21 protein-coding genes and 1 pseudogene are annotated in these 16,704 nt (G+C 57.4%); 7 read left to right on the top strand and 15 right to left on the bottom strand.

From position 1 onward, the window contains the following. Nucleotides 1-9: 9 nt before the first annotated feature. The 5 genes from QDY28_RS19925 to QDY28_RS19905 form a co-directional block, all read right to left on the bottom strand. Nucleotides 10-171: a hypothetical protein gene (locus QDY28_RS19925; RefSeq protein ID WP_331383382.1), complete on the bottom strand. Its 162-nt coding sequence runs from the start codon at nucleotides 169-171 to the stop codon at nucleotides 10-12. 172 nt (nucleotides 172-343) lie between these two features. Continuing rightward, on the bottom strand, nucleotides 344-859 hold the full coding sequence (locus tag QDY28_RS19920; protein ID WP_331383381.1) for a divalent metal cation transporter: 516 nt from the start codon (nucleotides 857-859) through the stop codon (nucleotides 344-346). 245 nt (nucleotides 860-1,104) lie between these two features. Continuing rightward, nucleotides 1,105-1,629: a divalent metal cation transporter gene (locus QDY28_RS19915; protein ID WP_331383380.1), complete on the bottom strand. Its 525-nt coding sequence runs from the start codon at nucleotides 1,627-1,629 to the stop codon at nucleotides 1,105-1,107. Between the two features lie 259 nt (nucleotides 1,630-1,888). After that, nucleotides 1,889-2,662, bottom strand: coding sequence for a DUF1236 domain-containing protein (locus tag QDY28_RS19910; RefSeq protein WP_331383379.1), 774 nt, complete (start codon nucleotides 2,660-2,662; stop codon nucleotides 1,889-1,891). Between the two features lie 390 nt (nucleotides 2,663-3,052). Next, nucleotides 3,053-3,451 (bottom strand): DUF1236 domain-containing protein, encoded by a 399-nt coding sequence (locus tag QDY28_RS19905; RefSeq protein WP_331383378.1) that lies wholly within the window; start codon nucleotides 3,449-3,451, stop codon nucleotides 3,053-3,055. 423 nt (nucleotides 3,452-3,874) lie between these two features. On the opposite strand from QDY28_RS19905, the gene QDY28_RS19900 reads away from it, so the two are divergent. Continuing rightward, the gene (locus tag QDY28_RS19900) at nucleotides 3,875-4,357 is read left to right on the top strand and encodes an NUDIX hydrolase (RefSeq protein WP_331383431.1); all 483 of its coding nucleotides are present in this window, start codon (nucleotides 3,875-3,877) and stop codon (nucleotides 4,355-4,357) included. A 25-nt stretch (nucleotides 4,358-4,382) separates the two neighbouring features. On the opposite strand, the gene QDY28_RS19895 is transcribed toward QDY28_RS19900, so the two are convergent. The 9 genes from QDY28_RS19895 to QDY28_RS19855 form a co-directional block, all read right to left on the bottom strand. Further along, a complete protein-coding gene (locus QDY28_RS19895; RefSeq protein ID WP_331383377.1) occupies nucleotides 4,383-6,635 on the bottom strand; it encodes a xanthine dehydrogenase family protein molybdopterin-binding subunit in 2,253 nt (750 codons plus the stop codon). A 12-nt stretch (nucleotides 6,636-6,647) separates the two neighbouring features. Then, the gene (locus tag QDY28_RS19890) at nucleotides 6,648-7,667 is read right to left on the bottom strand and encodes an FAD binding domain-containing protein (RefSeq protein ID WP_331383376.1); all 1,020 of its coding nucleotides are present in this window, start codon (nucleotides 7,665-7,667) and stop codon (nucleotides 6,648-6,650) included. Next, nucleotides 7,664-8,179, bottom strand: coding sequence for a (2Fe-2S)-binding protein (locus QDY28_RS19885; RefSeq protein ID WP_331383375.1), 516 nt, complete (start codon nucleotides 8,177-8,179; stop codon nucleotides 7,664-7,666). The genes QDY28_RS19890 and QDY28_RS19885 overlap by 4 nt, the downstream gene beginning before the upstream one ends. Before the next feature lie 97 nt (nucleotides 8,180-8,276). Further along, nucleotides 8,277-8,471: a hypothetical protein gene (locus QDY28_RS19880; RefSeq protein WP_331383430.1), complete on the bottom strand. Its 195-nt coding sequence runs from the start codon at nucleotides 8,469-8,471 to the stop codon at nucleotides 8,277-8,279. A 61-nt stretch (nucleotides 8,472-8,532) separates the two neighbouring features. Continuing rightward, complete coding sequence (gene rpsU, locus QDY28_RS19875) at nucleotides 8,533-8,769, bottom strand: 30S ribosomal protein S21 (protein ID WP_028750342.1); 237 nt, start codon at nucleotides 8,767-8,769, stop codon at nucleotides 8,533-8,535. A 40-nt stretch (nucleotides 8,770-8,809) separates the two neighbouring features. Next, complete coding sequence (locus QDY28_RS19870; RefSeq protein ID WP_331383374.1) at nucleotides 8,810-8,962, bottom strand: hypothetical protein; 153 nt, start codon at nucleotides 8,960-8,962, stop codon at nucleotides 8,810-8,812. Nucleotides 8,963-9,565: 603 nt separating this feature from the next. Further along, nucleotides 9,566-9,751 (bottom strand): hypothetical protein, encoded by a 186-nt coding sequence (locus QDY28_RS19865; protein ID WP_331383373.1) that lies wholly within the window; start codon nucleotides 9,749-9,751, stop codon nucleotides 9,566-9,568. A 38-nt stretch (nucleotides 9,752-9,789) separates the two neighbouring features. After that, nucleotides 9,790-10,095: an esterase/lipase family protein gene (locus QDY28_RS19860; protein ID WP_331383372.1), complete on the bottom strand. Its 306-nt coding sequence runs from the start codon at nucleotides 10,093-10,095 to the stop codon at nucleotides 9,790-9,792. Nucleotides 10,096-10,184: 89 nt separating this feature from the next. Continuing rightward, complete coding sequence (locus tag QDY28_RS19855) at nucleotides 10,185-10,769, bottom strand: TMEM175 family protein (RefSeq protein WP_331383371.1); 585 nt, start codon at nucleotides 10,767-10,769, stop codon at nucleotides 10,185-10,187. Between the two features lie 190 nt (nucleotides 10,770-10,959). Between QDY28_RS19855 and QDY28_RS19850 the strand changes: the two genes are divergently transcribed. The 4 genes and pseudogenes from QDY28_RS19850 to QDY28_RS19835 all read left to right on the top strand — a co-directional run bounded on the left by QDY28_RS19850 (nucleotide 10,960) and on the right by QDY28_RS19835 (nucleotide 13,559). Further along, nucleotides 10,960-11,574, top strand: coding sequence for a CGNR zinc finger domain-containing protein (locus QDY28_RS19850; protein WP_331383370.1), 615 nt, complete (start codon nucleotides 10,960-10,962; stop codon nucleotides 11,572-11,574). 292 nt (nucleotides 11,575-11,866) lie between these two features. Continuing rightward, nucleotides 11,867-12,727 carry an alpha/beta fold hydrolase gene (locus QDY28_RS19845; protein WP_331383369.1) on the top strand — a complete coding sequence of 287 codons (861 nt, stop codon included), beginning with the start codon at nucleotides 11,867-11,869 and terminating at the stop codon, nucleotides 12,725-12,727. Nucleotides 12,728-12,787: 60 nt separating this feature from the next. Beyond that, nucleotides 12,788-13,231 (top strand): annotated as a pseudogene (locus QDY28_RS19840) (SDR family NAD(P)-dependent oxidoreductase); the annotation flags it as partial. Between the two features lie 19 nt (nucleotides 13,232-13,250). Further along, nucleotides 13,251-13,559: an SDR family oxidoreductase gene (locus tag QDY28_RS19835; protein WP_331383368.1), complete on the top strand. Its 309-nt coding sequence runs from the start codon at nucleotides 13,251-13,253 to the stop codon at nucleotides 13,557-13,559. Between the two features lie 128 nt (nucleotides 13,560-13,687). Here the strand turns inward: QDY28_RS19835 and QDY28_RS31030 are convergent, their stop codons facing one another. Next, entirely contained in the window at nucleotides 13,688-14,071 is a 384-nt protein-coding gene (locus tag QDY28_RS31030) for a hypothetical protein (RefSeq protein WP_442967563.1), read from the bottom strand. A 132-nt stretch (nucleotides 14,072-14,203) separates the two neighbouring features. Here QDY28_RS31030 and QDY28_RS19825 point away from each other — a divergent pair, with 132 nt between their 5' ends. Continuing rightward, nucleotides 14,204-14,410, top strand: coding sequence for a KTSC domain-containing protein (locus QDY28_RS19825; RefSeq protein ID WP_331383366.1), 207 nt, complete (start codon nucleotides 14,204-14,206; stop codon nucleotides 14,408-14,410). A gap of 399 nt (nucleotides 14,411-14,809) precedes the next feature. Next, nucleotides 14,810-16,480, top strand: coding sequence for a putative bifunctional diguanylate cyclase/phosphodiesterase (locus QDY28_RS19820; protein WP_331383365.1), 1,671 nt, complete (start codon nucleotides 14,810-14,812; stop codon nucleotides 16,478-16,480). The last annotated feature ends 224 nt before the right edge of the window (nucleotides 16,481-16,704 follow it).

The raw sequence follows: 16,704 nt of genomic DNA, 5'->3' as shown, positions 1-16,704 counted from the left end.
CGCAGAATATTATTGCGACTGGTCGAGGGCATGCGGTGAGGGCTGCCCCGGCCGCTCCGGCTGGCGCTCGCGAAAGGTGATCGCGCCCGCAATCAGGATGCATGCGGCGATGGCAATCATCACGATATAGACGATCAATGCGCTGTATTTTCCGTGCTCCAAGGATGGCATCGCCGTTTATCCTTCCATTGCTGTCGAACAGGTGCTGTCGAACAGGGTTCAGAGGCCCGAACATCCCAAAGTTTCGAATGTTCCTGGCGCGCGATGCTGGCTGCTGGGCACGGGGCGCGGTCGGCAGAGGGCGAACGGAGCATCGGCCGGGAGAGGGAGGGCGCGGTTCGCTTCAGAGAAACCAACTCACCACGAGACCGATGCTCGCTGAGAAGATCGCGGCTGTCGTTATGTAGGCCATGATATTCAATCCGCGCGAATTGACCTTGTCGCCCATGATCTTCCGGTTGTTCGTCATCACCACGACGAGCAGCAGGAGCGGCGGCGTCGAAAAGCCCTGGACAATACCTGACCACACCAGCGCCTTCATCGGATTGAAACCGAGAAAATTCATCGCGACCGCGACCGCCGTGACGGCGCCGATGATGACGTAGAAAATAGGCGCCTCACGCGCGGTCGCGTGGAGACTTCCTTTCCAACCAAACGATTGGGCGAGATCATAAGCGGCGCCTGTTGTCATGACGGGCACTGCGAGAAAGCCGAAGGAAACCACGCCGGCGGCAAAGAGATAACCCGCCGCATCGCCGGCAATCGGCTTCAGCGCCTCCGCCGCCTGCGCTGCCGTCTCTATATCGGTTTGACCATTGGCATGCAGCGTTGCGCCGGTGCAAAGAATGATGAAATACATGATGATATTGGAAATGACATGCCGATCAGGATGTCGCGACGGGACCGTCGCAGTTCGCGGTTGCTGGTGCCCTTCCGCTCGTTCAAGGTCGTCTGCCCGTCCGCAATCTTCTCCTCGACCTCCTCGTTTGACTGCCAGGTATAGAGATAGGCGGAAAGTGTTGTGCCGATGATGCCGACGAGTATGGAGAGGAAATCCTTGTTGAATTCGAGCGATATGAATGAATGTGCCTTTCAACCTCGACATCAGATCAGGCTTGCCAGAACGGCCGCCGCCACGTAGGCGACCAGCGTCAGCGCGAGCCAGCGGAAGATGTTGCGGATTAGCGTATAGGAGCCGAAGACCTGCAGAGCGAAAATCACTCCAGCGGTGATCGTTACGAGCAGGGGAGTAGGCAATGGCGCGAAGATGCCGATCGAAGCGGCAATGCCGCCGAGATCCGCGGCGGCTTCTATCATATTGCCGAGGACAACACCTGTCAGAACAAGCCACAGCAGCCAGCGGAGATAGAAGTCATGGATCACCTGGAACAGGCCTCTACCCGATACCTGGCCGAGCTTGGCGGAAAGATAAACGATGGTGAACATCATCGGCAGGGTGACCGGCGCGGTCCAGAGAATATCCGGTCCGAAACGAGCGCCTGCGCTGGCATAGGTACCTATCGCCGACGGGTCGTCATTGGCCGCCCCGGAAATGAAACCTCGGCCGAGGGTCCTGCCGAGCCCGGAGTTCTCTTTCTCGCGAACATCTTGGGAGGATTGCTGCCGCATCAGGCTGACCGCCCGTGCGACCGGGTCACTGTGGTTGCTATCCGTCGCCGTGGCAAAAACGATCTAGGCTGATATTCGGCGGTCTTCACATCGGCTCCCCATTCTCGGAAAGCCGAACTCGCGATGGGCTGACTGGTTCCGAAGCCAGTGCGGCGAGCCCGTATGACTTTGCTTCAACTTGGTATTATCGCGGAAACGTGGCAAGAGAGTCATCGCTTTTTCTGAAAGTGGCGATGACTCTCGGTGCTGTTAGGCCTTGTCAGGCGGTGAAAACATATACGATCGTAAACGTGTCGGGATCGACAATTACGATGCGGCCGTCATCAAGGACGAAGTACCGATACGACTTGTATTGCGGCACGATCTTGACGATCCGCGGCGGAAGTACCTCGAGCCTTATAGAGTGCGGAATGGTGGCGCCTACGGACACCGTTTTGACTTCCGACACCTGAATAGGCTTGACATGAGATTCCTTGATTACCTCACGCACCTGCGTTTGCTGCTCGACGGTGATGTTGGTATTCGAGGTAGTGTTCTGGGTGGTATTCGTCTGGGTGTTCGTGCTGCCGGTCTTCGACGTGTCAATGGATTTTGACTGATCCGTGCCTGTCTGCGTCTTGCCGGTTGTCGTTGATTGTTGGGTCTCCTGGGTGTTGGGCTTCTGAGTGTCGGTGCTGGTTCCGGCCTTCTGAGTCGTATCGGTCTGAGTTTTGCCTGTCGACTGAGTGTCTGACGAGCCGGTCTCTCCGGTGGTCTGCTGCTTGGTCGATGATTTCGCCTTCGGCAGTGTGGTTTGCGAATCGTCAGAAGTGCCCGACGTGCTTTGTGCCGTCGTTCCGCCCTGTGTCTTCGTCTCACTTTGCGTCTTCGTTTCACCCTGCGTCTTCATCTCACCGGATTTGCTCTTGGACGTGCCGGTTTTCGGCAGGACGGTGGAATCTTGGGACTCCTGCGCAGTCGCAACGGACTGAGCCACTGGGGAGAGGCTAAGCGCGGCGGACGCCAAGAGAATGTAGAACAGATTGCGAGTCATCTTGAACTCCTTCTAGTTCACTGTTGCCAGTCAACGGCAAAAGCGCTGTTGCTTCACGATAAGCCGGCCATGATGAGGTGTTTCCACGGTCCTGCTCATGCAATGGACATGATGATGGCGGACATCTTCTCCGACGCGTTAGGTCGATTCGGAGTGATTGCCTTCGTTGTAATGGCCGGAGCTATCATTTGTTGTGATCGCGAACCGACTGGGCGTGGGTCGGAACTGCCACCTTTGTCAACGCGCCTGCTCCGAGCGCGCATGCGATAAGAAGTTTCTCCATTCTTTCTCCATTTTGGGCACACGCCGGCCGCGGCGCCGGAAGGCGCCGGGTTCTGCGTCTTACTTGTGAGGAATAATTGGAGAGCCTTCAGGCTCTCCAATGGTCGGTCATTTGAGCACTTGGATCACTTTACGCGAGGATGGCTCAATGATTACGCGTTGGTGGTTTACCACCGCGTAGGCATATTTCGGGTTTTCCGGAATCGTTCTTACTCTGACGGTTTCGGGCAGCGGCTGACCAACGACCACCTTTTCCCTGACCACAACCGTGTCCTCAGGCATCGGCTGTTCTTGCACATATGTTACGACCTTCTGCGGCGGCGGATCGATAGCGGTGCCGACAATAGCACCCGCAACACCACCGACCGCGGCTCCCACCGGACCGCCCACGATGGCACCCGTTACTGCCCCGCCTGCGGCGCCATTAACGGTCGACGACTGTGCGAAGGCATACCCGCTCGCTAATGCAAGGGAGAGGGCTGCCATACCAAATACTTTCGTTTTCATCAGTTTCTCCTTTGTATTTCTTGTTCGGCCGCGGGTAACGGAGCTTTGATAAAACAACTGAGAACCGGCTCTGTTCCTGTTTTGAGGCTTCAGTCGAGACGGGGGTAAGACCTTGGTCTCGACCGGTTCGGACTAAGGTCCGATGTTCGACGCGCCATCAAACATATGCGCGGCACTCGTCACCTCATGGGCAGCAAACGGTGAACATAGGCTGATGGTTGCGGAGCCAGCACGCCAGGTTGGTACAGGGAACAAATGCCTTCAGCGGCAGTTCGAATTCCGGCGAGGTGGTCATCCTTGCTTAAGGTGCCGCACGCCTCATGCGGCCATGGAAGCCTGCCGTTGGCGACTGTTCGCCTCTGCCGACGGCAGGTTTGTTGGTTGAGCGCGGCGAGCGCTACATTAGGAACCCTGCGAGACTACATGACTAAGAACGAACCCCATCTTGCACGCCTGGCAGCGTATGCCGAAACAATGATGAATGGCGAGATGGTCGAACAATTCGGAGCGATCTGCTCTCGCACGGGCGCTGATGGTGCCATCGAAGTCCTCCTCATCACCACACGCGAAACGCATCGTTGGACCATTCCCAAGGGGTGGCCGATCAAGGGCTTGAAACCGAACGAGGTTGCGGAGCGCGAGGCTTGGGAAGAGGCCGGCGTCAAAGGCAAGGCCAAGAAAAAGCCTTTTGGTTACTACACATATCTCAAGGTTTTAGATGCGGAAAACGCCACCCCGTCGATCGTCGAAGTTCATCTTTTGGAAGTCGAGAAGGTGTGCACCAAATTTCCGGAACGAAAACAACGCACCACGGAATGGCTGTCGCCTTCGGAAGCTGCCATGAGAGTGCAGGAGCCGGAGTTGAAGGGACTGCTTGCTCGATTGATCGAGTATCCCATCCGTTGATTCAGCGCGGTGCGCCGCAGCCCATTCAGGCCTTCTCCTGCCGTTCGAGAATTTTGTCGATCGTTATCGGGAAACGACGGATGCGCTTTCCGGTTGCGTGGAAAATTGCGTTCGATACGGCGGCTGCAACACCGATGATGCCGATTTCGCCGACTCCCTTGGCGCCGATCGGGCTCGCCTTGGGGTCGTGCTCATCCACGAAGATTACCTCGATGTGTTCGACGTCCGCCTGGGTCGGGATATGATATTCCGCAAGATTGTGGTTCATGATGCGGCCGCTGCGGTGATCGATCATGCCTTCCTCATGAAGCGCCATGCCCAAGCCCATCACCACGCCGCCGAGGATCTGGCTTCGCGCCGTTTTCGGATTGAGAATGCGTCCGGCGGCGATTGCGCTGACGACGCGGGTCACACGCGGAACGGCGAGTTCTTCGTCCACCTTCACTTCGACGAAGACGGCGGAATGGCTATAGCTTGCAAATTTCTGCGTCTGGCTCTCGTCGGGCCTGACCTCTCCCTCTTCCTCAATGGAGGAGATATTGCCTGCCTCGAAAATGTCGCCGATCGCAATGCCGATCTGATGGTTTGCGTCGAGAACCAGCCGGCCGTCTGCTATCGAAACATCATCGACGGTGGCTTTGACCAGCGGCGATTTGTCCATCGCCTGCGCATGGGCGAGCAAGGTTTTCTTGACCGCAAGCGCGGCAGCCTGGACGGCGGAACCTGAAGAAGCTGCAGTCCAGGAGCCGCCTTCGACTCCGGTCTTAGGCAGCGCCGAGTGACCGATCAAGACTGTGATCTTGTCGATCGGAACGTCAAAGGTCTCGGCCGCGATCTGGCCGAGGATCGTATAGGTGCCGGTGCCGATGTCGGACGCGGCGGCTGAAACGACGACCTTGCCATCGGCGAAAAGCCGCACCTTTGCCGCCGCGGGCATGAGGCTCGCCTCCCAAATGCCGGTCGCCATGCCCCAGCCGACGAGATCGTCGCCGTCCTTCACGGAGCGCGGCGCCATGGGCCGCTTTTGCCAGCCGAACCGCGCAGCTCCTTGCCTGTAGCAAGCGTCGAGCGCTTTCGAGGTCAGTTTCTTGCCCTGGTTCTGGTCATGATCCACGAAGTTGCGCAGCCGGAATTCCAGTGGATCGATCCCGATCTCGTAAGCGAGTTCGTCCATGGCAATCTCAAGGGCCGCAAAACCGGTGGCGGCTCCCGGCGCCCGCATGTCGCCAGGCGTGGAGACGTCTAACTCGGCAAGCTCATAGCCGAGCTGAACGTTCTCGCATTTGTAGGCAAGGCCAGACCAATTGACGACGACCTCTTGGTAATCTTCGTAACGGGAGGTCGCCTGCACCGCTTGATGCATAGTCGACTGAAGCTTGCCTTCATCATCGGCCGCAAGCGATATGGTCTGCATCGTAGCGGGACGCCAGGTGAGATAGAACATTTCCCGCCGCGTCATTTCCACCCTGACGGAGCGCTTTAGATCGAGCGCTGCCATCACCGCCAGGAATAGCTGGTATTTGGGACGCAGGCCTGAGCCGAAGGCGCCGCCGACAAAGGCGTTTTTGACGGTGACCTTCTGCGGATCGAGGCGGAAGACATTGCAAATATAGTCGTGGGCATTCTGCGAACCCTGCGTCTTGTCGTGGATCGTCAGTTCGCCGTCTTTTTCCCACAGCACGGTCGAGCCGAAGAGTTCCATCGGATTGTGATGCTCGCCCTCAAGGCTGTAATCGCCGGAAATCTTGAAGCGGGCATTCGCGAAAGCGCCTTCGGCATCGCCGCGAGGTTTCGGCGGCGGCGATATTCCCTTCCGTGTCTTTGACGGCACCTGGCTGTCGCGCGCCTCGCGTCTAATGTCGGTGTGCGGTTCGCCCGCGGCATAACGGACCCGGATGAGCGCGGCGGCATCACGGGCCGCCTCGTAGGTTTCGGCAACCACGAGTGCGATCGGCTGACCGTCGAACAGGACGCGGTCGTTTTCCAGGGGACGGAAGGGATGGCCGGGCACGGCGACCTCATCCTTCCATTTGCTGTCCCACCAGGCGACATCAGGACGGTTCTTGAAGGTGTAGATCTTCACGACGCCCGGAAAGTCCTCGGCTTCGACAAGGTGGAAGCCGGCGATGCGGCCGGTCGAAATCGTAGCGACGACCGCAACGCCATGCAGCATCCCCGGTTCGTGATGCTCGGCGGCATATTTTGCCCGGCCCGTCACCTTCAGAGGACCGTCAATTCGCGAAAGCGGAATTCCGATGCTCTTCGTCTCGCTCAGCATAGCTTCGCCTCCTCATTGCACGGCCTTGACGATCCCGTCCTCAGGTCCACCGGAGGCGGCCTGCCTCAACGCACGAACAATTGCTCTTCGGGCGAGCGGGATTTTGAAATCGTTGCCGCCTTGTCCTTCCGCACCGGCGAGTAGGCGATCCGCGATGGCCTGGAAGGTTGCCTCGTCGGCCGAAGCACCCGCAAATTCAGCCTCCGCCAGGGTGTCGCGCCACGGTTTGTGGGCAACACCGCCGAGCGCGAGGCGGAGATCGACGATCCGGCCATCGCCGGCAAGCTCCATCGCCGCCGCAACCGAAACCAGCGCGAAGGCATAGGAGAGCCTGTCGCGAAGCTTCAAATAGCTGCTGTGGCCAGCGACATGATTGCTGTCGAGGCGGATGGCGGTGACGATTTCGCCCCTACGGAGCGTATTGTCCTCATCCGGACGATCGCCCGCAAGGCGATGGAATTCGCCGAAGGGAATGTCGCGTCGGCCAAGCGGCCCTTCAACTTCAACGATGGCGGCAAGTGCGGCCAGCGCCACAGACATGTCCGAGGGATGCACGGCGATACACTTGTCGCTGGCGCCCAGAATGGCGTGGATGCGGTTGACGCCGCCGATGGCCGAGCATCCCGTGCCGGGTTCACGCTTATTGCAGGGCGCCGAAGGATCGTAGAAATAATAGCAGCGGGTTCGCTGAAGAAGGTTCCCACCGGTCGTGGCGACATTGCGAAGCTGCGGCGAAGCGCCGGCCAGGATTGCGCTCGATAGCAGCGGATAATTCCGCCTGACACGCGGATCGTAGGCGACCGCCGAATTACTGACGAGTGCGCCTATCCTCAAGCCGGCATCCGGCAGATCCTCTATTTCATTCAAGGGAAGATGGCTGATGTCGACGATCGCGGACGGGTGCACGACATCGTATTTCATCAGGTCGACCAGGTTCGTGCCGCCCGCGAGAAGCTTCGCCTCCGGGTCGGACATCAATGCAGCGATGGCGTCATGAACGGTGTCGGCGCGGGTATAGGAAAAGGGATTCATTCGGCGGCCTCCGTCAGCGGACGGGTGGTCTCCTGGCCCATCACCTCCTCGACCGCGTCGGCAATATTGGTGTAGGCGCCGCAGCGGCAGAGATTGCCGCTCATCAGTTCGCGGATTTCAGCGCGATTGTGCGCGTTGCCTTCCGACATGAGCCCGACGGCCGAACAAATCTGCCCTGGCGTACAGTAGCCGCATTGATAAGCATCGTGCTTGACGAAGGCCTTTTGCATGGGATGCATGGCATCCGGCCTGCCAAGCCCTTCGATTGTAGTGATTTCCTTCCCATCCAGACAGACGGCGAGCTTGAGGCATGAATTCACGCGCTGCCCGTCGATAAGAACGGTGCAGGCGCCACATTGGCCGTGATCGCAGCCTTTCTTGGTGCCAGTAAGTTCGAGATCGCCGCGCAGGAGGTCAAGCAGTGTAATCCAGGGGTGGATGTCGAGTCGTCGGCGATTGCCGTTGATAATGATGGTGACGGGGTGAGTGGCATGCGGAGTACCGATATCCATGGGAACGCGCCTTTCGCCAATGATCGGACCTCTAACCGAAGCGTAGCTTGATTGTTCCGATCCGATTGCTGCGCAGCCGCGTTCCTGACCTCGCGTTTCAGTGGACGCTCGGGATATTTGTAACGGTGGCGAAATCCTCCGCCGCCAATTCGCTGATTGCGATCAACACCTCTTCACGCGAGAAGCCGGATCTGATCGTTCGTTCGATCAGATCTTGCAAGTCGGGCTCAATGACATCGCGGCAATCCCCGAGCCGCTCTTCGGAAACGGTCACGCTATACAATTCGTCCATCATTCAACCTTTCCTTCAACTCCGAGCCGCCGCATCGAAGGGCGGCTCGGGCGGTCGTTCTCTATCGTGCCGATGATCTTCGTTTGGCGGAAGCGATAAGCCCTTCGCGCTGCATCTTCTTCCGAGCGGCTTTGCGCTGCCGGCTGATCGCCTGTGCTCTTTCCCGGATGCGGCGTTCGGAAGGCTTCTCGTAGGCCCGCCGTTCCTTCATTTCCCGGAACAGCCCTTCGCGCTGCATCTTTCTTTTCAGCGCTCGAAGCGCCTGCTCGACATTATTATCTCTGACCAAAACCTGCATTTTGTTCTCCTTGTCGTTGGGGTTGGCAAACGGACGGCGATCAGCCGAGCTGTTCGGCGACCAATTCCTGCAATTCGCGGCGTGTGAGAAGGCAGGGATACGGTTTCCAGTTCTTGTCGGGCCGGTTCACGGCCCCATCGCGCTCGCGCGGCTTCACCGCCGCGGGCGCGGCAGCGATGTTTGGTTTGTTCAATAGAAATCCTCCGCCGACGGTCCGGTCGGCGCAAATGATAAGGAATAGCGGAAATGCCCATCACGCAAGTGAGCGGTGACACGTTGGCTGCAGACTGATGCTCTAGCCCTGTTCTGGAGAAGCATCGCTTCGGCGCAACACATAAGTTTGCGCGGCTTGGCAGCCATCACGGCATTAGATGGGAAGTGTGACTAGCCTTTGCAAGGTGGAGATGACGCGGACGAGCCTAAGGCCTCATCGCCTCCAACTCCTTTTGGAGGCGGTTCCGTTCGGCAACATGCATGAGTTGCAGTTCCTCAAAGGTCGATAGGAGCTGACGGGCTTGCGACGTGTCGTGTTGGCCTCGCCTAAGTTTGACAATGATTTGCTTTTGCCGCGCGATATGTCTGCGGCCTTGGGCCACGTGCTGCTTTGCTAATTTCAGATGTTGTTCTACGAGTTGCTTATCCATGCATAATTATACGCCTAGTCCGATGTTCATGCATCTGCTTCGTCAAATCTCTTCGCAGTCGAGGGAAAGCGAGCGCGTCGTCACGGGCGGGTAGGCGCCATTTGAGATCGCGAGCAAGTCAGCCGCGCGGTCTCAAATACGCAGACAAGACATTACCGCCAGCGAGGTTGTTTCGGCGGCGCATTCGCATGTAGTTCGTGCAGCGGAGCATGCCGACCCAACAGCTTGACTAGTTTCTTGGTTTCGGCTGCGTCAACGCCGTGCTTCTTGCAATGTTGCTCAACATCCAGCTCACGCGGGCCGGGCCGTTTGACCTGTCGGTTTTGCAAACTCTTCATGGCGCATTCCTCCTGGCGGAGAAACGTTCCCGGGACACTTATTGTTCATAAGTTATTTCTGTCGGTCCGCTGGGGTCGTGTTTCGCAATTTCGTCATGGGTAACCGCTTCCGCGATGATCTCACCGGCATAAGCGTGTCCGACCAGGACCACCGGTGCCGAAGCCCGGTCGAGATATCGTGTCAGGGCAGCCACATCGTCGCCAAGGGAAGTCATGGGAATCGGCGCGGCGAAAACCTCCAAGCCAAGGTCGCGCAAAGGCGGTATCACATTTGCCCAGCTCGAGCCGCCAGCCCACGCCCCATGCACCAATATGACTGTTGCTCTTTTTTCCACCATCGCCATGGGTCGTTCCCTCGCTCGGTTTCCAGGAAGGCCTGTCTGCGGGCCGGCGCCCCTAGCGCTATGATGAGGTTAGCCGAGCGGCGAATTCGTTAAGTACTCACCTCGGAAACATCGGGTCGAACGTAAAGCAACAGACAGAAAACGATAATGCCGAGGCCAAGCGCAGGAAACCACACCGCAGTCAATGCGGCGGTCAGAAATAGGATGATTGTCACCAGCGATCGCATGCGCATCATCCGCCGGATGCGATCAGATGAATTCTTATGGGAGGGGCGGTCCACAGCTTCCCAACACACCGCAAGATATGTCACGTTCACAGCCACGAAGACCAGGGCGTAAAGCGTCACTGGTGCTGAGCCGAGGTCGCTGTCGGCGATCCACGCCGTCGTGAAAGGAATGAGGGAGACGGAGAACAGATGCGCAAAATTGCCCCAGATAAGCCGCGGGGTCGCCGTTTCGGCAAAGCGCAACACGTGATGATGATTGATCCATACCACCGCGAGAAACCAATAGCTGACCGCATAGCTCAAGCCCTCCGGCCAGAGTTCCTTCAACGCAGTGAAACTTGCCTCATGCGGCGGTCGAAGTTCCAGAACGAGAATGGTGATGATGATTGCAAAAACGCCATCGGAAAAAAGGCTGAGCCGCTCGGCGGTCGGTTTTCGCTCAACCATTGGCTTCCTCCATATTGGTCCAAAATGCTCGTCGGGCAAAGGCAAGGTGCTGGCGAGCGACAGCAGCATCGCCCAGATAATAACCATTTTACTGGATTTTAAAAGGTTACTTCCCTATTTGATAGCTGACGCTGCATTAAAGGAGCGGGCGAGCGATCATAGCAGGAATAGGCTTCAAGCGAGATAGGACATGGCCGAACGCAACCCACCAGCAATCTTCGTCGGGGATGCCGCTGCTCTTGATTTTCTAAATTCCTTGGCGACCCCCGTCGACACGCCTTTCGAATGGCTCAATGACGGCGAGGGGTTCATTCAGTGGCTCCGCGAGGCTGGTCTCGTTCCGCAGCGGAGGCTGCAGTCCATCGTCGGAAACGCAATGCCCGGCGAGCTCGACTCGCTGGCGGCGCAGGCGCGTTCGCTGCGCGAATGGTTTCGCGGTTTTGTCAGGGAACACAAGGGAAGGCCCCTCGACGGGGATGCGCTTGAGCAGCTCGGGCCGCTGAACCGCCTGCTGGCGCGGGATGAGCAATTTCGCCAAATCGTCAGCGAAGGCGGAGAGAGCGGCGGGTTTCGCTGGAGCACGGAACGCCAGTGGAAATCGCCTGATGCACTTCTATCCCCCATTGCGGAAGCAATGGGCGAACTCGTCTGCACCGAGGAATTCTCGGATATCAAAGCATGTGAAGGTCATAATTGCACACTCCTCTTCATCGACCGCACGCGCGGCAAGAAGCGGCGTTGGTGCAGCATGGCGGTTTGCGGCAACCGTGCGAAGCAGGCCGCTCACCGCGCCCGAGCTAACTAGCAACACGCGGTAGTCAGGTGCGATCAGATCGGTCGCCCGAACGGATAGGTTGGCAGCCGCAGCTTTTAGATATTGCGCGTGGATTAAGTCCCGTGCGCGACGGCAGCGCCGTCGCTTCGCCGCTCATGGCAGTTAAATTTCCAAGATCGAACAGATTTGATGGCGTGGTCTACGATGTCGCGCCATCTGGCAATGACTCTCGACGTAACCTTTAAAATGCCTATTGACTGGTTACAGCTCCCATGTAACCTTGTCGCCATCGTTAATCAGGTTATGCAAAAGGAGTGGTTCCATGACGAAGGTGCACTATCGGAAGGTGGATGTGGGCGGTCTCGGCGTCTATTACAGGGAGGCAGGCGATCGAAAGAAACCGACACTCCTGCTGCTGCATGGGTTTCCGAGTTCCGGTCATATGTTTCGCGACCTGATCCCGGCTCTGGCTGCCGATTTTCATCTGGTGGCTCCCGACTTGCCGGGGTTTGGCCAGACGGATCTGCCGCCGCGTTCGGAGTTTTCCTACTCCTTCGACAACGTCGCGAAGGTGATCGATCGGTTCACGGAGGTGATCGGGCTTGCACGGTACGCCATTTACGTGTTCGACTATGGCGCGCCGACGGGCTTCCGGCTGGCGACCTGGCACCCGGACCGGATCACGGGGATCATTTCGCAAAACGGTAATGCCTATGAGGAAGGACTGAGCGAAGGCTGGAACCCGATCCGGGCTTATTGGAACGATCCGTCTGCCGCCAATCGCGACGCATTGAGATCATTCCTCCAGCCGGAAGCGACAATATGGCAATATACCCACGGCGTGACGGATCCGACGCTGGTTTCCCCGGACGGTCATTCTCTTGATAACTATTATCTCACCCGGGACGGAGCAACAGAGGCTCAACTCGACCTCTTCGGAGACTATAAGAGCAACGTCGCTCTTTATCCGGAATTCCAAGCCTATTTCAGGAGCCATCAGCCAAAGTTCCTGGCTGTTTGGGGCAAGCACGATCCCTTCTTTCTGCCGCCAGGCGCCGAGGCGTTCAGGCGGGATATCCCGAACGCCGACATTCGGTTCTTCGACACGGGTCACTTCGCCCTTGAGACCCATTGCGAGGAGATCGCGGCCGCCATCAAGGAAGTCTTCTCGGGCGTCGAGTGAGCTTCCGAGGGGGCTCGGGCAACCGGGCCCTCTTCAGCGATCTACCAACAGGAGGAAATCATGTCAGGCAGCGTAGCGATTGTGACGGGCGCAAGTCAGGGTATCGGCAAGGCAACGGCTGTGCTGCTGGCGCGCGACTTCGAGCATATCGTGCTTGTTGCGCGCAATCGGGCCAATCTGGTTGAGACGGCGGAAGAGGTGAGAGATGCTAGGGCCAAGTCGCTGGTGCTCGACGAGGATCTCAGTGTGCCAGCGGCGACAAACCGAGTTGCGGCGCAGACAATAGCGAAGTTTGGCAGGGTCGACCCGCTACTGAACATTGCCGGTGCGGTGCCGCAGGTGGATCTGTTCGAAATGACGGACGACCAGTGGGATGCCGGCATGGCATTGAAACCGCATGGTGCGCGCCGGCTGACGATCCAATGTTGGGAAGCCTTGAAGGCAAGCAAAGGCGCTGTAGTTTTTACTTCAGGCAATTCGGCTTTATTCCCGAAGGCAGGTTATGTCGCGGTCGGAACGAGATATGCAGCGATCCGTGGCGCTGGCCAAGGCTTTCGCCGATCGGGGTCTTCGGGACGGCGTGCAGGTCAACAGCGTGCTGCCCGGTCCGGTCATGACCGGCCGTCGGAAATCATACCTCGAGCGCTGGGCGCCGATGCATGGGTTGAGCATCGAGGACGCGCGTCAGCGCTTTCTCAAGGAGTCGGGCATTGAGAGGTATGGTCAGCCGGAGGAGATCGCGGAACTGATGGCTTTTCTCGTCTCGCCGCCGGCTCGATGGTTAACTGGCGCCCAACTGCGCATGGACAGCGGCGAAGTGACGTCAGTCTGATGAACAGATCGGAGCCCGGAAAGCTATGAAACAGCGAAAGCGCAGATGGAACGAAATGTACGTCAACCTGGGCATGATGATAGTCCCGATGACCGGGCCAGCAGTGCTGGGCAATCGGCTGGTCGAGGCTAGGGGCTTGGACATGTCGGCAGGATCGCTGCTGAAGGTGTGGCTAAGTTTTCTTTCAGGAAAAAGTCTGCGGGGAGATCGGCAGCGTCGCTGACGGCACGGAGATGGCTATGAATATTGAAGATGCGAAGAAAACGGATGTCCACGTCGTGAATTGGTGGAATATTCTGCTTTTGAATGTCGGTCGTCGAATGCGGCGGCCTGTCGGCGGCTGAATACACGCTTGGTGTCGGGCATTCCGCGATCAGCAAGCATTTGTCGGACCTGGAGGCACGGCTGATGGTGCTTCTTTGTGAACGTGGCCGGTCGGGATTCAGCATCACCCCTATGGCGAGCGCCGGAGGGTGGCCTGCAACACACTGCAGGATCGGCAGATAGGCCATTTGTGCCGCGCCGGTTCACGTAGCTGACTATCCCATAAAATATTGTGCAGAAGCGCTACATTTTCTTAACTAGTCCATTTCATTGGATATTGTGATTTTCATGGCACAAGCGCCTCAAAGGCGAGGTGACCTGTGAAAGAACTTCCTGTTTCACCGAAAATTATTAAGTCGGTTTTTTTCCATCCGGACGACGGCCGTCTTTACATTCGTTTCAAGAACGGCGAGGAGCGTCTCTTTACAGGCGTTCCGGAAGCGGCTGCATTGGCCATGGTGGAGGCTTCCTCGCCGGGCCAGCACTACATCGAACATATCCGTACCCGTTTCGAGCGTGTTGCTTAGGGCACTCCAGCAGTTCTTAAAAGAGTTGCAGAAAAAGGGTAGGGCGCTTCCGCGCTTGCCGAAAAGGCCAAAGCATCAATCGAACGACGCGTAACCCATACCTGTCTTCGAAGACGTATGCAATTTCTGATTGAACATTTGACAGGACTCACTTCATTAGAATAATGTAAATCGGTGGGTGACCGGCTGTTCCCAAGAAAGGGAGCGCTGTTTCGCATCAATGACGCGTGGGGCTAAGTTCGGCAATTGTTAAATTATTTATCCGTAATATTAGAAACACAACCATTTGATACTTGTGGAAGAGCAGGTGTCTGTATTCGGTCCGTTAAATCCTAAGGCTATAGGAGATTAAAAGCAATTACGAAGCCTGACAGTTCCCAGGGCAGGACGGAGACCGGAATGGCAGCCAGTAGCGTCATTAAGTTTGATATACCGTTGCCGACCAACAGCGCACCTGACGTGCTTTTTTCGTTTTACGACTGCGATTTGAATCTCATAATGTCGTCCGAAAGATTCCGGGCGTTCTATGGCGACGAGGGGACCTCTCAGGCCACGCTTTTCGAAATATATCCCGAGCTGGACGATCCGGGCTTGGACATGCTCGCGGAGCAGGCGGGCAATACCGGATGGCTGCGGAATGTTCAGTTCCAGAGACCCGGCGAGATACTCTGCGATCTTATGATATTTCGACCGGCCAACGGTTTCGCGGTTATTGAAATGCGAAAATTGATTCGGCAGGATCCATCGCCTGACGAGGTGGACAGGGCGCTCCTGCTGCACGAAGCCAATCACGATGCTCTAACCGGTTTGCCCAATCGGCGGCAGTTCGCCGCACGGCTGCGCGACGCCCTAACAGGCGGAAAGAACGGTATCGCATTGATGCAGTTGGACTTGGACGAATTCAAGCCGATCAATGACACTCTGGGTCACGCCGCGGGCGATATCGTCCTGCAGCAAACCGCCGAGCGCATACGCAATGTCCTGGGAGCGGGAGAGACCGCATACCGGTTGGCGGGCGACGAGTTTGCCATCATTCAGCTTCGCAATGACCAGCCGGCCGAGGCGGAGCGGTTGGCGGATTCGTTGGTGAACGCGTTCAAAAAGCCGTTTCTGGTGAATGGCATCGCGGTGTTTTCAGGCGCAAGCATCGGTGTGGCGCTTGCCCCGCGCGACGGGAGCGAAGAAGATCAGTTGATGCGTGCCGCCGATATTGCCCTTTACGCCGCAAAAAGCGAGGGAAGAGGCCGGGCGCGAACATTCGAGCCAGCCATGATGATGGTTCTGGAGCAGCGGGAGCTGCTGAGGCGAAGCCTGCGCGTAGCCCTGCAACACGGTGAATTCTTTATTGAATACCAGCCGCTCATGGATTGTTCGGGGTCTGTTGCCGGCTTCGAGGCATTGTTGCGGTGGCATCACCCGATGATGGGTATCATTCCACCCTCCGCGTTCATTCCCATGGCGGAAGCCGATGGAATGATGCCGGAAATCGGCCAGTGGGTCTTGGAAGAAGCCTGCCGGCAGGCGATGCATTGGCCGCCGCATTGCATGGTCGCCGTCAATCTCTCGCCCGCCGAATTCCTGACCGGCGGCTTCACCGATCGCGTATCGCAGACGCTCGATACGATTGGTTTTCCGGCCGAACGCCTCGAGCTAGAAATCACCGAAGGTGTATTGCTCGAGCGCACGATCAACAATCTCGATACGTTGAATACGCTCAATGTCCTCGGTATTCAGATCTCGCTCGATGACTTCGGCACGGAATACTCCTCCCTAAGCTATTTGAAGAACTTTCCGTTCGATTCCATAAAGATCGACAAGTACTTCATAAAAGATCTGACGAACGACGCTAAGAGCCAGACGATCGTCCGCTTTATCATCGCATTGGCTCATGGACTGGGAATGAAGGTCACCGCCGAAGGTGTGGAAGATCAAGCTCAGGCCGAATGGCTCATTTCTGCCGGCTGCGATCGTTTGCAGGGATATTTTCTTGGCCGGCCTCTGCCTGCATCGTCGGTCCTTGAGTTCCTCCAACGGAACGATACGGCAAAGTGGCAAAATCAGGAAAAATAGGTGGTAGGAAGTTGGACGGGAAAGGTCGACCTATTCCCGTGGATGGTCGCGAATATTGGAGTCTCTGCTTTCGGAAAGCAGATAAGGTGCGTTAGAACAATTCCAGGAAAGTGTGCCGCGCTTTTCCGCCCGGAATTGTGAGAACATGGATATAGAGCGGTTCGGCGCGTCCGAAGCTGACCGCTCCAGACGAGTTAAGGGGATCGGCGTTGAGCGAACAAAGC

It is taken from the genome of Rhizobium sp. BR 362 (genome assembly GCF_036528765.1).
Taxonomy (GTDB): Bacteria; Pseudomonadota; Alphaproteobacteria; order Rhizobiales; family Rhizobiaceae; genus Rhizobium.
The sequence above is the reverse complement of the archived record's forward strand: the minus strand, read 5'-3'. Positions and strand labels throughout refer to the sequence as shown.